A 15,298-nucleotide genomic window follows, 5' to 3' on the forward strand; every position below is an offset into this window, starting at 1 on the left:
CTTTCTGGTGTGATGGAAGGGGATATGTAGTCCTAGTTCAGTGCCGTGATTTGCTCGATGCAGGTTTTACTCTCATTGATATTACGTTTCGACAAAAAAGGATGATGTCATTATGCAATAGAGTATTAGGCACGACGTGTGGCGAGAATTTACCATCATCTATTGCTTTCAGATATGTGTTTTGATGCTTATTTGGTTCATGTCTCATAATGAAAACTCGTTTTCAATGGTTCTCAGTTGAGCTAATAACTAACTTTTTGGTCTGGTGCGATAAATTTCATTTTATGAGTCACTTTTGACTCATATTGACTTATTTAGAAAAAGGTAAATTAATGTTTTTATTAATAATTATTGAATCTTCCTGTGTGGGATTGGTCCCATTAAATTAGAGTAATAAGTCTATTTTTGGGATCGATTTCATAAATTTTATGATACTGATTTCACTGTTTGAGCTGTAAGGAATATAAACCCCACTCAATTTATTTTTATAATCAATGAGTGTTGTTATGTCTCATATCCGTTTTTTCCCGCGTCATCGTTTGGCGCTTGCTTGCATGCTAGCGAGTGTTTCTAGCTTCTCTTTTGCCCAAAATCAGTGTGCTGTTGCTGATTTACAACAATCGCGTGATTTGGCCGCTGCCGTTTCTGGCGCTGAATATGATTGCTACCACGCTTGGTTCTCTGCGCCTTCAGCAACGCTGAATGATATTTATAGCGAAGCAAGTTTAAGCCGTATTCAAGTCGCGTTGGATCAAGAAATTGCACGCTATCGTGGTGAAGCAGAACAAGCTCGTGTTCTAGAAAATCTAGGCGAATTTATTCGTGCGGCGTATTACGTTCGTTACAACGCTGGTACTGGTACGCCTGAGTTTTCAGAAGCATTGAGTCAGCGTTTTGCTCAGTCAACGAACCTGTTCCTCAACAACCCTCATGCTTTGGAGCAAGGTCGCGAGCAAGTTGGCGCAATGAAGAGCCTGACTTTGATGGTTGATAACGTGAAGCAGTTGCCGCTGACCATGGATAGCATGATGGCCGCGTTGATGCACTTTAACCGTGACACCGCGAAAGACACCCAATGGGTTGATGGCCTGAACAACTTGTTCCGCTCTATGGCAGGTCACGCGGCGAACGATGTGTTCTACCGCTACATGGCAAACAACACTCACCATATTGATACGTTAGCGCGATTCGCTTCTGACAATGCATGGGCGTTAGATACAGATGCAAACTTTATCGTTTTCAATGCATTACGTGAAACTGGTCGTCTACTTGCGAGCCCAGATCAAGAAACCAAACGCAAAGCATTGGCTGTTATGCAGCAAGTGATGCAGCGTTACCCATTGGGTAGTGAGCACGACAAACTGTGGCTTGCCGCCGTTGAGATGATGAGTTACTACGCGCCTGAGGGTTTGAATGGTCTAAACCTAGAGCAAGCGAAGCAAGATCTAGCAGCACGCGTGATGCCAAATCGTTTCGAATGTCAGGGACCTGCCATCATTCGCTCTGAAGATCTCACCGATGCTCAAGCTGCGAAAGCGTGTGAAGTGCTTGCTGCGAAAGAAGCAGACTTCCATCAAGTTGCGAATACTGGCAATCAACCAGTGGCGGATGACTTGAACGATCGTGTTGAAGTCGCGGTGTTTGCAAGCAACGACAGCTACGTTGATTACTCTTCATTCCTGTTTGGCAATACAACGGATAACGGTGGTCAGTACTTAGAGGGGACCCCGTCAAGAGCCGATAATACGGCGCGTTTCGTGGCTTATCGCTACGCGAGTGGCGAAGATCTATCTATTTTGAACCTTGAGCACGAGTACACTCACTACTTGGATGCACGTTTCAACCAATACGGTTCATTCAGCGACAACTTAGCTCATGGTCATATTGTTTGGTGGCTGGAAGGTTTTGCGGAATACATGCATTACAAACAAGGTTACAAGGCCGCGATCGATCTGATCCCAAGTGGCAAACTGAGCCTTTCAACCGTGTTTGACACCACATACTCGCACGATAGCAACCGCATTTACCGTTGGGGCTACTTGGCGGTTCGCTTCATGCTAGAAAACCACCCTCAAGATGTAGAGAGCTTGTTGGCGTTGTCTCGTTCAGGTCAGTTTGCACAATGGGCGCAGCAGGTTACTGTGCTTGGTCAACAATACGATGCGGAATTTGAGCGTTGGTTGGATACGTTAGAAGCGGTAGTTGAACCGGAGCAACCAGGAACGGACCCAGAAGAGCCAAGCGAACCAACAGAACCTGAAGTGCAAGTGACGGAGCTGGCGGCGAACCAAAGCCTTCAACTGAGTGGCGAAGCATATAGCGAAAAACTGTTCTACGTTGACGTGCCTGCTAACACCGTTCGCTTTAGTGTCTCTATTGAAGGGGCGGGTGATGCCGACCTTTACATGAGCTACAACAAAGTGGCGCATTACTACGACTTCGAAATGAGCCAATACGCGGACGGTAGCAATGAAGAGATTCAATTTGCGCCAGAGCAAAATGGTTACGTTAAAGCTGGCCGTTACTACATCAGTTTAACAGGGCGTGATAGCTACGACTCAGTAAACCTTGTGGCAGCTTTAGAAGTTGAAGCGCAAACGCCACCAACACAAGTGCAAGACGATTTAGCTCCTGTGGTTTTGGAATCAGGAGAAGCGAAAGTGCTAACGGTTCATCAGCAGCGTTATGCCGCTGTTTATGTGCCTGAAGGCGTGAAAGAAGTACGCGTTTGGATGTCGAGCCAATCAAATGTGAACGACCCTTACGGCGCAGGTAATGTGGACTTGTACGCAAGCCGCGAACACTGGCCGACAGCAGAGCAACACGAGTACGCGTCCAACTACGCGGGTAGCAACGAATATCTTGCTATCCCAGTGACTGAAGCGGGCTATGTGCACTTTTCTCTTCAAGCCCCTCAACAAGGTGATGATGTAGAAATGCTGGTTTATTTCTTCTAATCGACGTTAAGTTAGTTTCGTAACACAAAAAAACACGCCGCCATTTTTGGCGGCGTGTTCGTTTTTCCTGCTTTTGGTTGTATTCAAACAGTGTTAAATGCCAAACGTTTGCATGATTTCGAGATGTATCTGTCAATTTTTGTCGAAAGCGTCTCAATTTTGTGTTGGCATATCCTTCTCACATAATCTTTTTTAGCGCCGCGTTCTGTGACCTAGCTTCTGATTTGTGGTTTCTAAACGGATACAATATATATGCACCCCGTGCAATAAAATTAAAGGGAATGACATGAAAACGCTTATTTATGACACGTTGATTAGCCTTGCAAGCCAAGAACCAGAACAACATGCACGTATCCGACAAAACCTATATGAACAGTTGGATCTGCCGTTCGATAAGCAACTGGCTTTGTACTCTTGTGCCCTTGGGCCTGCGAGTTCAGGTAAGCTTGAGAGCAGTCAAGGTATCAACAACGCTGTGGATTGCGCCGTTAAACTTCTGGAAACACCAGAGCGCTAATCTACTTCGTTGTCTTTATCACGGCCCAATACCCCAAGGGCCGTTTTTGTTTCTGCGTTTCCTCAACACACTTTTCGACGCTAATTCCTTCTCACCAAACGTGATCTAGTTGCCAGTTTGCTTTTCTTAACTATTTGTTACGTCAACGCATTTTATAACCTACTCATTTACAGCGAGTGGGTTAGGGCGTACATAAGGATTTGTTGCTTGGAATTTGTTTTTGGATTTTATGTAAATAAAAACAATGGCTTAGTTGTATTTAGTTTGCGGATGGCAAGAGCTGTCATCGACTGGAGGTGATTCACAGACTCTCATTGTGCTAGGCAGGGCGTATCTACGCCTCGATTTTCAGCCTTGAGTTAAGCGCAAAAGGGTGAGGGCGTATCGCGAATAGCTTTTATAATTTCGACTATTGAGTTCATTCACACAAAACAACCAAACAAGTAATCGTGAGTGGAAACGAGTAGGAGAACAACATGAGTGGCTTACAGGAAACGCAATCAGCAGGTGCAAACGTGATTTTGCACGCCTTTGATTGGAAGTACGCTGACATTGCCCAACGAGCAAATGAAATCCACGAGCTAGGTTATGGCTCGGTGTTGGTTTCGCCACCAATGAAAAGCGCCCACGATGAACGTTGGTGGCAGCGCTATCAACCACAAGATTACCGTGTTATCGACAACGCGCTCGGTGACACCCAAGACTTCATCTACATGGTTCGCGAGCTCGAACGCGTAGGCGTTTTGGTGTACGCCGATGTGGTGTTTAACCACATGGCTAACGAAGCACATTTACGCCGTGATCTGCAATATCCTCGTCAGGACGTGTTAGATCAATACCGACAAGATGAACAGAAATACCTGCCTCTAAAGCTTTTCGGCGATTTATCCAAACCGCTATTTAGCGAAGAAGATTTTGTTGAAGCGTTTGGTATCAAAGACTGGAAAGATAAATGGCAGGTCCAAAATGGCCGAATTACAGGTGGGCCAACCGATCCTGGTTTACCAACCCTTCGCGTTTGTGAACATGTTGTCGAGCAGCAGCGAGCTTACCTAAAAGCATTGAAAGCGATAGGTGTGAAAGGCTTCCGTATTGATGCCGCGAAGCACATGACGCTTGAACACCTAAAACGCGTATGGACAGACGACATAACCCAAGATGTGCATATTTTTGGGGAAATCATTACCGATGGCGGTGCAACAGAGGAAGAGTATCAACTGTTTCTTGAGCCGTATTTACAAGAAACCCGTTTAGGTGCGTATGATTTCCCGCTGTTTTCGACCATCTTTAAAGCATTTTCAAAAAAAGGCAGTTTCAAGTCTCTGATTGACCCTTACTGTTTTGGCCAAGCGCTTTCAAACGGTCGAGCCATTACTTTTGTGGTGACGCATGATATTCCCAACAACGACGTCTTTCTCGACTTGATAATGGATGAAGAGGACGAGTGGATCGCTTATGCCTACATTCTTGGTCGCGATGGCGGCGTGCCTTTGGTTTATACCGATTTGGATACCAGCGGCATTAAGAACAAAAACGGAAAGCCAAGATGGAAAGACGCTTGGAATGATCCTCGTATGGCGAAGATGATCGCGTTCCACAATGTGACTCATGGTGAGTCAATGACGGTACTGGAAGGGAATGACGATATGCTAGTGCTAAAACGCGGAGAGAAAGGCATTGTAGTGCTAAACAAATCCACGCGCGCACAATCGCTATCGCTAAAGACAGAGTGTGATTGGTTCGATTTGATGTCAGATCAAAGCGTTAAAGCCGGGATAGAACTGAAGGTTCCGGCAAAGTCGTTCATGTTATTGGTGCAAAAATAAAAGCGGCGGCAGAAGACAATAAAAATGAGCTCAATAGGAGCTCGTTTTTATTTGAATCGTCAAAGCCGTTATTGGCATTCATTCACGCAACATTCGGCACGAAGAAAGTCGATGACATCGTCCAAACATTCGTATTCAGCAACACAAAAAAGAATACGGCCTTCACGGCGCTGAGTAATGAGTCCTGCAGAGGCTAAACTGGAAATATGATGAGAAAGTGTGGATGCAGGAATACCGAGTTTTTCTTGCACACCGCCTACCGCAATGCCTTTGTAGCCCGCTTTAACGACTTCTTTATAAATGCATAGACGGGTAGGGTGCCCTAATTCTTTTAATGCTTTAGCGACGGCTTCTAGCTCCATACTGACCTCTAAACTGACCAACGTTAAATGTGTTTCGATAATAGGGAAACTCGCCTTGAATGCCAACTTTTCTGGTTTGACTCTGTGTGATTTCAGGCGAGTTTCATACCGACTCATACTGTGATGACAAAAATTGTCTCCTCCAATGAGACAGATCAATCTTCATTATTATTTCACCCCACGTTTAAACTTCCTCTCCTACACTCTTTGATGAGTTGTCAGTTGGCAGAACAAGGAGGCGGCCATGATTGCAGTTCATCGAGATTATTGTTTGTCTAGCAGTTCAGAGTTACACGCGCACGTTAAAGTAAACCCTGTTGGAAGATTGGAAGTTGAAATTATCGAACTTGAAGAGTGTCATACGACCGAGTTTGATGATTTATCTTTTGAAAGTCGTGGGTGTGAAACTCGAATTTGTGGTAAAGAAGACGCAACCCCGTGGCAGTTCAATCTTGCAGTTACCGACGCGTTAGAGCTTTCTCATTTAGTTGAAGAAGCGAATGAAGAGTATGAGATTTTGATGAATGACCTCATGTAACTTTCATTATGGGTGAAAGTCACTGTGGTGATTTAGGGCGGCGTGCTGACGTACAACCGACAAAAAAACCTCCCAATGGTGGGAGGTTTTTGTATTTCTGTTTTGGCGTTAAATCGCTTCTTCTTTTGGTGGCGTAATATCTTGCACGTTTTCACCATCAAAGTTTTCAGCGTAACCTTTTGGCGGTGGCGTCCAGCCACGTTCAGAACGCGATAACTTATCGTGACGATCTTTGCGCATCTCTTCCGCCATTTTCTCTTCGAGCTGGATGAATAGCTCACGGAAGTTGTTGTCGAAGCGCTCACCTTCCGAATCGTCTTCCCACGCTTGATATAACATTTCAGATTTACGAGCTTCTACGCGCTTGTAAGTGTCTTTTTGCTGTTCAACAAAGAATGGGTGAATGCCCAACGCTTTCATGGCATGTCCACCCATTTCCAGTGCCGAGTGATAAGTTTCCGATTCGATCACATCGGCGCCAGCTTGACGCAGCAAGTAACCATGACCGCGGTCGAAAGCGCGTGCGATGATTTTCACTTTCGGGTACGTGTGCTTCACGTATTTCACCAGTTCCACACTCGATTCTTGGTTATCAACCGCGACGACCAACGCAGCCGCATGCTCGATACCTGCCGTGTGCAGCATATCTGGTCGGGTTGCGTCACCAAAATAGGCACGAGTGCCAATCTGGCGCATGTTATCGACTTGGTTGGCTTGATGGTCAAGCACTACCGTTGTTACGCCGTTCGATACTAATAGGCGATTCACAATCTGACCAAAGCGGCCAATACCAGCAATGATGACTGTGCCTGTTTCTTCAATCGTATCGCTTTCGCGTTCATTCGATTGGGTTTCAAAGCGAGGCAAAATCACCCGGTCAAACAGAATGAACAAGCCTGGGGTCAGGAACATTGAAATCGCAACCACCAGTGCAAGAGTTTGCGAGAGTTCAAACGGAATGACGTGGTTTTGCACAGAGAAGCTTAGCAACACAAAACCAAATTCACCCGCTTGAGCCAAGCTTAGGGTAAACAGCCAGCGGTTGCTGCCTTTCACTCTAAATATCAGTGCGAGAATAAACAGCACCAAGGCTTTCAATACCATCACGCCAATGGTCAGCGCCATGATCAGCCAGAAATCACCAAATAGAACCGAGAAGTTGATTCCCGCGCCAACGGTAATAAAGAACAGACCCAGCAATAAACCTTTAAATGGTTCGATGTTGGACTCTAACTCGTGGCGGAATTCACTGTTTGCCAATACTACGCCAGCCAAGAAGGTTCCAAGCGCAGGAGACAAGCCCACTAAACTCATCAGCGCAGCGATGCCAATCACCAGCATGAGCGCGGTTGCCGTAAAGATTTCGCGCAAACCAGAGCTCGCCACGTACTTAAGTAACGGGCGGCTTAAAAAGTGCCCGCCAACCACAACAATTGCAATCGATGCAGTGATGACAATTCCGTATGCCCAGCCCGGCAAATCGGCCACGAGGTTTAAATCGTCATGATGCTGCGCAGCAGTTTGAACGGCATTTTGTGCTTGTTCGACTAACTCCGGCAGGGCCAACAATGGAATAAAGGCCAACATCGGGATAACGGCGATATCTTGAAAGAGCAGAACAGAAAATGCGTTTTTACCACCTTCTGTTTTGGTTAGCCCTTTTTCGCTAAAGGTTTGCAGCACAATGGCGGTTGATGACAGCGCGAAAATTAGGCCAATCGCTAGAGCAATCGTCCAAGGCTGCTCAAAGTACAAGGCGATACCCATAATCGCGGCGACAGTGCCGCCAACTTGCAAGCCACCTAACCCCATCAAGCGATTACGCATCGCCCACAGCATTTTAGGTTCGAGTTCTAAACCAACAAGGAACAGCATCATTACAACGCCAAACTCCGCAAAATGTTGGATGGTTGTGGTCTCTTCACCTACGAGGCCGATGATTGGGCCAATCACCACGCCGGCAATTAAGTAGCCCAACACAGAGCCTAAACCTAAGCGTTTTGCTAACGGAACCGCGATAACGGCGGCTACAAGGTACACAAAGGCTTGTAAGAATATTCCTGTCATGACGCCTCCTTGATGAGCTCCGGCAATGCACTGTTAAGTTTAATGAGCGAAGCGGCGGCCTCGACATCCAATCGGTCTTCGACCAGCGCCGTTAAGAGCTTTTTATAGCGTTCAATATGACGCGGGATACGACCTTCTTCGGCTGCGGTACGCGAACCAAACAAAGCAAGAGGCGCAATATAGTGCATACCCGTGAGTGCGGACATTTGCTCAATAGGAGCGAGCAGTTCCCGAATCGTAAAATGGTTGTAGCCTTCGGCTTTGTAGGCTTCTTCTTTGCCGCCGGCAGAAAGCACGCACAGCATGGTTTTGCCTTGCAGTTCGGTTCCTTCGGTGCCGTATGCAAAGCCGTATTCCAACACCAAATCTTGCCATTCTTTCAAAATCGCTGGTGTTGAGTACCAGTAAAGCGGGAATTGGAAAATCACCACATCATGTTCACGAAGGCGTTGTTGTTCTCGGTCGATATTGATGTTGAAACGAGGGTACTCACCGTACAAGTCAACGCATGTCACGCCTTCGATTTTTTGAGCTTCTTTGAAAAGTGGAGTATTCACTTCTGAACGATGCTGGGAAGGATGAGCAAAGAGAATCAGTACTTTTTTATTTGTCATAGGGATCCTTGCTTTCAGCATGGCCTTATCCGAATGGAGAAGGTGGGTGAAGAGACTGACGCGCTATGTCTGTCTCGGTCAGTTACAAAATGTAACGCATAAACGTTAACCTATCTACCATGTAGGAATAGATAAACTGATGAAGTATTAATAAAAAACCACCAAACAAGTTGGTGGTTTTATAAAATGAGACAATATCTCTGAGCCCTTGAGGCTATTTCATGATCACGCCAATTTATTCGTGAATAGGCACCACTAAAATATCAACGGGTGATTTGTTGATTAGGTGTCTTGAGTAAGAAATTATCTTGCTCCAGAAATCTTGGTGGTGACCACAAATCAGCAGATCCACTTCTTGCTCTTTAATGGTGACTTCCAATTTATCAGCCAAATCACCCGTACCTACAAAGAAGTGTTTAAGTGGGTAGTCCATGTAATCACTGAATGTTCTTAAACATTCCATTGAATGCTCATTCAACGGCCTTTGATCCGGGTTCTCTTTAATGTCTACAAGCTCGCGATAGATTTCTCCGTGCGTACCATCAATATGGATAAAGGAGATATCGGAGTCGAGATAGTTTGCCATTGATACCGCTCTGTCGATAAGCACGGTGCTTTCATCTGACAGTTCGAGTGCAACAAGGATATGTTTGTATTTCATAACCACGCCCTTATGTGGATTATCTTTACCCTAAGCATAGTATGGCTTGGGCAAAAATTGTGTTGATAAGATCTCGAAATTGTTCAAAGTTTTGTTAAAAAGTTAATACGATATAACAACTTGCTGTGAAATTTTCTCTTTGTACTCATTTGGTTAGAAAGCTTGCTTTTTGAACAAAAAAGCCGCTACACTCTGCGCATCATTTCTCTAGGAGATTACGCCAACATGAAGAACTAAACCTGTCATCCATATTTTTACTTATTTTTTGGATCTGCAGGGTTAGTAGGCGTAGCTCACTTTCCGATATTTCTTTGCAACAAGACAAATTTTTTATTTGACGTTTATCGTCGAGCTTTACATAAAGCTTAATGCGTTTGTGCACGCGTTTTGTTGCAATCTCAAATCATAGCTACGGCTGTTGTCCCTGTCATACAGGAGGCAAATTATGCCAGTTTTACAAGCTTTTAATGTTAGCCATCAGTTTGATAATGGCGAGACGCTATTCCAGTCTATTTCTTGTTCCATGACTAAACGACGTGTTGGTTTGGTTGGGCGCAATGGCATCGGTAAGTCGCTTTTTGCTTCCATTTTGGCGGGCGAAACTCAGCCTGCCAGCGGTGTTGTGACTTCTCCCTCTTCTTTCATGATGTATCGCCAGCAGCCGTCTGATTTGCTTTCAGGTCAGCAATCGATCGCCCAGTTTCTGGGAACAGACTCGGTCTTGCATGCTTTAAAGCAGATTGAACAAGGTGATGTTTCTGAGCATTGGTTCGAACTGGTTGGCGAACAGTGGGATATTGAACAGAAACTCAAACAGCAGCTTGCTGCGATGGGCTTGCCGCAAGACCCTGATTTCTCTTGTGCTCGGCTCAGTGGTGGTCAGTTGGCGCGTTTGCAGTTATGGCAGTTGTTTGAAAACGAAACGGAACTTTTGATTCTCGATGAGCCATCCAATCACCTCGATACCGAGGCGAAACAATGGCTGATAGAGTCTATGACGCATTTCGGCGGCGCGATTTTACTCATCAGTCACGATCGTGAGCTGCTGCGAGCAATGGAGGAAATTTGGGAACTCTCGGGCCTAGGCTTACAGGTTTTTGGTGGAAATTACGATGTGTATGCCGAGCAAAAACGCACTGAGCTACAAGCGGTCGAAAGGCAGTTAGCGCAGGTCGATAAACAGAAAAAACGGTTAGCTGAGCAAGCCCAGAAAAATCGGGAAAAAGCAGACCAACGCGCCGCGCAAGGGAACAAACTGCGCAAAGACGGCAGTCAGCCCAAAATTTTGCTTGATGGCAAAAAGGATAGCGCGACCGCCAGCGCCTCAAATCGCAATAAGAATGAGCAACTCAGACAAGTGCATTTACAAGCCAAAGAGCGGGCGTTGCAATCGCGACATGAGCAGCTCAAAGCGCAAAAGCTTTATCTTGCAGATAATCCGAACCGTTCGAGAAAAGTGTTGTCGATACAAGAAGGTATATTGCCTTTTGGGGATTCTACTCCTATCACTTTGCAGATTTTTGCGAACGACAAAGTCCATCTCAAAGGGAAAAATGGCTGCGGAAAGTCAACCTTGTTAAAGACGTTGCTTGGCGAGTTGTCGTTTCTGAGAGGTGAGCTGCAAGTGAATACTCCCTTGTATTATCTCGATCAACACTTTGGCGCAGTGAATCCAAATCTTTCGTTACTTGAGAACGTAATGGAGACCTGCCAAGAGATGACGGAAAGTGAAGCGAGAACCTTATTGGCGGGGATCGGTTTTCGTCGAGACACTGTGTTTCGGTTGGGATGCGTACTAAGCGGTGGCGAGAAGATGAAGCTCGCAATGCTGATCGTCAGCCATCAACACTCCCAGCCTTTACTGCTGCTTGATGAGCCAGATAATCATCTCGATCTCGAGTCAAAAATAATGCTTAGTCAGGCGTTAAATGTATACAAAGGTGGATTTGTTCTGATTAGTCACGACCAAGATTTCGCTTCTGAGTCTGGGGCTTTGCGCCAAATCGAGCTGACTTAGACGAAAGAGAGTAAACGCCATCGTAGCTCTTAAGTATTGCTCCCAAGCTCTACACCGCCACTTACCGGTATGTAGAATTGGCAGGAAATGAGGGAGTTAGGATGGCTTTCACAACTCGTTTAATGAAATTAGATTCATTTTGTCGATATATAGTAGAGTTCTGATGTATTGCACAAAAAGACAACAGAAAAATAAAAAGGAATTTCATGAAAAAGAACACCCTAGCGTTCGCAACGGCTCTCGCACTCGGAAGTGTGTTGTCTGTGGCGCATGCAAATGAAGCGGCGCAGTCGTCGGTTGAACAAGTAACCCCGAAAGCCATCACGTATCCAATCACACAAAAAGTGGATGTTGTCGATGACTACTTTGGTACAAAAGTGAGTGATCCTTATCGCTGGTTGGAAGACGATCTCAGCCCAGAAACCGCAGAATGGGTGAAGGCACAAAATGCAGTGACGTTTGATTATCTGTCGAAAATCCCTTACCGCGAGCAGATTGAAGAGCGCATCACTAAGCTCATGGACTACGAAAAGCAAAGCCAACCGTTCAAAGAGGGTAAGTTCACTTATTTCTACAAAAATGACGGGTTACAAAACCAAGATGTGCTTTATCGGCAGTTAGGTGATGGTGAAGCAGAAATTTTTCTCGATCCAAATACTTTTAGTGAGGATGGCACCACATCGTTAGCGGGAGTGAGTTTTTCACGAGACGGTTCGTTGGTTGCATACAGCATTTCGGAAGGCGGTAGCGATTGGCGCAAAGTCATTGTGTTAGACACAGAAACCAAAAAGCCCGTCGGTGAAACGCTGGTGGATATTAAGTTCAGCGGCATCAGTTGGCTCGGCAATCAAGGTTTCTATTACTCGAGTTATGACAAGCCACAGGGGAGTGAACTCTCCGCGAAGACAGATCAACACAAGCTCTACTTTCATAAGCTTGGGACGAAACAAAGTGAAGACCAGCTGATTTTCGGCGGGTTTGAGGAAGAGAAATACCGTTATGTTGGCGGCTATACGTCGGATGATGAACGCTACTTGTTTATCTCAGCCAGCGTATCGACATCGGGTAACAAACTGTTCTTTAAAGATCTGAGTAAGCCAAACAGTCCGCTTAAAACCATTTTAGATAACACCAGTTCTGATACTTGGGTGATAGACAACCAAGGCACGAAGCTGTACTTGGTTACGAACCTTAACGCGCCGAACAAACGCGTCGTGACGGTGGATGCGAGTCAGCCGCAGCCCAAAAACTGGAAAGATTTGATCCCTGAAACAAAGAATGTGTTACGTGTTTCTACCGCGGGTGGCAATTTGTTTGCGAGTTATATTGTTGATGCGATCTCGATGGTGAAGCAATACGACATGAACGGCAAACTCATCCGAGAAATCAAATTGCCTGATATTGGCAGCGCATACGGTTTCTCGGGTAAAAAAGAAGAAACCGAAGTCTACTATTCTTTCACCAACTACAAGATGCCAAGCACTACGTATCGTCTGAACATCAAAGATGGTGATAGCGAGGTGTACTACAAATCTAAAGCGCCATTTGATCCAGCTTTGTATGACTCTCGCCAAGTGTTTTACACCTCAAAAGACGGAACAAAAGTGCCGATGATCATCACCTATAAAAAAGGGACACCGATGGACGGCAGTGCACCAACCATCCTATATGGTTATGGTGGTTTCAACATCAGCCTCACACCATCTTTTAGCCCGACACGTGCGGCTTGGCTGGAGCTTGGTGGTGTTTACGCGGTAGCGAACATTCGTGGCGGTGGAGAGTATGGTAAAGAGTGGCACAACGCTGGCATTCAAATGCAAAAGCAAAATGTGTTTGATGACTTTATTGCAGCGGCTGAATTCCTAATCGATGAAAAGGTAACGTCATCAAACAAGTTAGGCATTAACGGTGGATCGAATGGTGGCTTGTTAGTGGGGGCTGTTATGACGCAACGTCCAGAGCTGTTTAAAGTGGCGCTGCCAGCAGTCGGCGTACTGGACATGCTGCGTTATCATACTTTTACCGCAGGTGCTGGTTGGGCGTATGACTACGGTACGGCAGAGCAAAGTAAAGAGATGTTCCAATATCTGAAAGGTTATTCGCCAGTGCACAATGTAAAAGCGGGGGTGGAATACCCAGCAACATTGATTACAACGGGTGATCATGATGATCGTGTTGTTCCTGCTCACTCTTACAAATTTGCTGCTGAGTTGCAGTCAAAACAGGCGGGTTCAAATCCGACCTTGATTCGCATCGAAACCAATGCAGGGCATGGTGCTGGCACACCAACGCGTAAAATAATTGAGACAAATGCAGATATTTATAGCTTTGCACTGTTCAATATGGGGATAGAGAAACTGCAATAGTGCGAATCGTTTGCGTTTTTAGTTAACGAAAAGTATTGGTGCTTTTGCACTCGAAAATAAAAGGGAATCACAGAGTGTGATTTCCTTTCAATTTATTGTGGAGTAACTATTCTAAATTGACCGCAAGGCTAATTAAATTAAGGTATTTGCAATTTATTACAACTCTCTTCTTTACCTGAAGAGTAATATACGATACAAATAAAACTTGATCGCGATCACCTAACACCATTGCACTCCTTATTTATATGGTAAATTTAATTAATCATTTGTTCTAATGATAATTGAATTTTCATAAGTTTTAATATTCCCTTCTTCGTAAAGCTTACCAAATTTCAAGTTATATAAGATATAAGTAGCAGTGATTGAACTTTTACGACGCTTTATTTTATTTTAATTAAAGCGTCTAATGTTTCGTCATTATTAAATTTGCTTTGATAATTTATATTATCCAAAGCGAGTTGTATTGCTTGCTATTTATGATGACCTTATGACGTGAATAATTTTATAATCATTAAAATGGATACAGTTTTATGAATTTAGTGAAACCGTCTGTTGTTATCATGGCAGCAGCCCTTCAACTCGCGTCTTCTGCTTATGCTCAGACAAATAATGACGAAGAACTACAAGATATGTCTGACCCACTTGCGGTTTACACCCAAGCGGGCTTTGGTATTACTGATAAAGGCGCGAACATCAAAATCGGTCAAACTTACCAATCTAGCCAGCCTGGCACCATGGCGATGAACATCATCGAAATGAAAGGCATTGGTGGTGAGCTATTTGGCATCCGCGACAATGACGATCCAATGTATGCCAATGTTGATGACAGCATTGACTCTTTCCGACTACGTAACTTCCAAGTAGAAGTCGCAAAAGGTCTAGGCCGTCAATTGGATGTAAACTACGATGTTGATAACGATAAATTAGATGCATCTTATAGCTTTATTCAAGGCCTACCTAAGTTTGGCATGTTGCAGTTATTTCCTTTGGCTGGTGCGGGTGTCACTATTGCTAATGATTTTAGTGGTGATGACAAAGGTTATGAAATTCCAGGTACTTTCACCGTTGTCGGTATGTACTCAAAAATTGAATTAACCGATAAAATCTGGATTAACTACAACCCAATGTATATGCATACATTGTCAGGGTCTAGTCAATATAAAGATACTTATTACGCAGGTGAAGATAATATCTTAACTCACGAGTTTGCGTTGTCTTATCAAATTAATCCTCGCACAAATATTCGTTACTTTGCAAACTGGAATGAGCACGTTAATTTCGGTGATGGTGATCACCGTATCGAATTTAACTACCAATTCTAACTCCCTCGTTTATTTCCAGAATAGAAAGTGTGTTTATCCATATATTTAAAT

General features: G+C 44.7%; 11 protein-coding genes. 7 read left to right on the top strand and 4 right to left on the bottom strand.

What is annotated here, in order from left to right:
- Nucleotides 1-506 precede the first annotated feature (506 nt).
- The 3 genes from UF05_RS06565 to UF05_RS06575 all read left to right on the top strand — a co-directional run bounded on the left by UF05_RS06565 (nucleotide 507) and on the right by UF05_RS06575 (nucleotide 5,300).
- Nucleotides 507-2,957 carry a M9 family metallopeptidase gene (locus tag UF05_RS06565; protein WP_045545853.1) on the top strand — a complete coding sequence of 817 codons (2,451 nt, stop codon included), beginning with the start codon at nucleotides 507-509 and terminating at the stop codon, nucleotides 2,955-2,957.
- A gap of 286 nt (nucleotides 2,958-3,243) precedes the next feature.
- Entirely contained in the window at nucleotides 3,244-3,474 is a 231-nt protein-coding gene (locus UF05_RS06570; RefSeq protein ID WP_005479230.1) for a PAS factor family protein, read from the top strand.
- A 476-nt stretch (nucleotides 3,475-3,950) separates the two neighbouring features.
- Entirely contained in the window at nucleotides 3,951-5,300 is a 1,350-nt protein-coding gene (locus tag UF05_RS06575; protein WP_015312980.1) for an alpha-amylase family protein, read from the top strand.
- 68 nt (nucleotides 5,301-5,368) lie between these two features.
- On the opposite strand, the gene UF05_RS26290 is transcribed toward UF05_RS06575, so the two are convergent.
- Entirely contained in the window at nucleotides 5,369-5,662 is a 294-nt protein-coding gene (locus tag UF05_RS26290; protein WP_005459687.1) for an ArsR/SmtB family transcription factor, read from the bottom strand.
- A 244-nt stretch (nucleotides 5,663-5,906) separates the two neighbouring features.
- Between UF05_RS26290 and UF05_RS06585 the strand changes: the two genes are divergently transcribed.
- Nucleotides 5,907-6,200 (top strand): hypothetical protein, encoded by a 294-nt coding sequence (locus UF05_RS06585; protein ID WP_025546926.1) that lies wholly within the window; start codon nucleotides 5,907-5,909, stop codon nucleotides 6,198-6,200.
- Between the two features lie 108 nt (nucleotides 6,201-6,308).
- Here the strand turns inward: UF05_RS06585 and UF05_RS06590 are convergent, their stop codons facing one another.
- The 3 genes from UF05_RS06590 to UF05_RS06600 form a co-directional block, all read right to left on the bottom strand.
- Complete coding sequence (locus UF05_RS06590) at nucleotides 6,309-8,267, bottom strand: monovalent cation:proton antiporter-2 (CPA2) family protein (RefSeq protein WP_045545852.1); 1,959 nt, start codon at nucleotides 8,265-8,267, stop codon at nucleotides 6,309-6,311.
- Nucleotides 8,264-8,881 (bottom strand): NAD(P)H-dependent oxidoreductase, encoded by a 618-nt coding sequence (locus UF05_RS06595; RefSeq protein ID WP_005459699.1) that lies wholly within the window; start codon nucleotides 8,879-8,881, stop codon nucleotides 8,264-8,266. Before UF05_RS06595 ends, UF05_RS06590 begins: the two co-directional genes overlap by 4 nt.
- A 235-nt stretch (nucleotides 8,882-9,116) precedes the next feature.
- Nucleotides 9,117-9,542: a universal stress protein gene (locus tag UF05_RS06600; RefSeq protein WP_005459700.1), complete on the bottom strand. Its 426-nt coding sequence runs from the start codon at nucleotides 9,540-9,542 to the stop codon at nucleotides 9,117-9,119.
- A 445-nt stretch (nucleotides 9,543-9,987) separates the two neighbouring features.
- On the opposite strand from UF05_RS06600, the gene UF05_RS06605 reads away from it, so the two are divergent.
- The 3 genes from UF05_RS06605 to UF05_RS06615 all read left to right on the top strand — a co-directional run bounded on the left by UF05_RS06605 (nucleotide 9,988) and on the right by UF05_RS06615 (nucleotide 15,247).
- Nucleotides 9,988-11,559: an ATP-binding cassette domain-containing protein gene (locus UF05_RS06605; protein ID WP_045545851.1), complete on the top strand. Its 1,572-nt coding sequence runs from the start codon at nucleotides 9,988-9,990 to the stop codon at nucleotides 11,557-11,559.
- A 206-nt stretch (nucleotides 11,560-11,765) separates the two neighbouring features.
- Nucleotides 11,766-13,925, top strand: coding sequence for a prolyl oligopeptidase family serine peptidase (locus UF05_RS06610; RefSeq protein ID WP_045545850.1), 2,160 nt, complete (start codon nucleotides 11,766-11,768; stop codon nucleotides 13,923-13,925).
- 530 nt (nucleotides 13,926-14,455) lie between these two features.
- Nucleotides 14,456-15,247, top strand: a complete 792-nt coding sequence (locus UF05_RS06615; protein ID WP_025793868.1) for a hypothetical protein — start codon at nucleotides 14,456-14,458, stop codon at nucleotides 15,245-15,247.
- The last annotated feature ends 51 nt before the right edge of the window (nucleotides 15,248-15,298 follow it).

It is taken from the genome of Vibrio sp. S457-15 (assembly GCF_000960545.1).
Lineage (GTDB): Bacteria > Pseudomonadota > Gammaproteobacteria > Enterobacterales > Vibrionaceae > Vibrio > Vibrio parahaemolyticus.

Bases quoted from the DNA above. Each gene is read 5' to 3' on its own strand.
- UF05_RS06565 (WP_045545853.1), top strand. From the start codon at position 507: ATGTCTCATATCCGTTTTTTCCCGCGTCATCGTTTGGCGCTTGCTTGC.
- UF05_RS06570 (WP_005479230.1), top strand. From the start codon at position 3,244: ATGAAAACGCTTATTTATGACACGTTGATTAGCCTTGCAAGCCAAGAA.
- UF05_RS06575 (WP_015312980.1), top strand. From the start codon at position 3,951: ATGAGTGGCTTACAGGAAACGCAATCAGCAGGTGCAAACGTGATTTTG.
- UF05_RS26290 (WP_005459687.1), bottom strand. From the start codon at position 5,662: ATGGAGCTAGAAGCCGTCGCTAAAGCATTAAAAGAATTAGGGCACCCT.
- UF05_RS06585 (WP_025546926.1), top strand. From the start codon at position 5,907: ATGATTGCAGTTCATCGAGATTATTGTTTGTCTAGCAGTTCAGAGTTA.
- UF05_RS06590 (WP_045545852.1), bottom strand. From the start codon at position 8,267: ATGACAGGAATATTCTTACAAGCCTTTGTGTACCTTGTAGCCGCCGTT.
- UF05_RS06595 (WP_005459699.1), bottom strand. From the start codon at position 8,881: ATGACAAATAAAAAAGTACTGATTCTCTTTGCTCATCCTTCCCAGCAT.
- UF05_RS06600 (WP_005459700.1), bottom strand. From the start codon at position 9,542: ATGAAATACAAACATATCCTTGTTGCACTCGAACTGTCAGATGAAAGC.
- UF05_RS06605 (WP_045545851.1), top strand. From the start codon at position 9,988: ATGCCAGTTTTACAAGCTTTTAATGTTAGCCATCAGTTTGATAATGGC.
- UF05_RS06610 (WP_045545850.1), top strand. From the start codon at position 11,766: ATGAAAAAGAACACCCTAGCGTTCGCAACGGCTCTCGCACTCGGAAGT.
- UF05_RS06615 (WP_025793868.1), top strand. From the start codon at position 14,456: ATGAATTTAGTGAAACCGTCTGTTGTTATCATGGCAGCAGCCCTTCAA.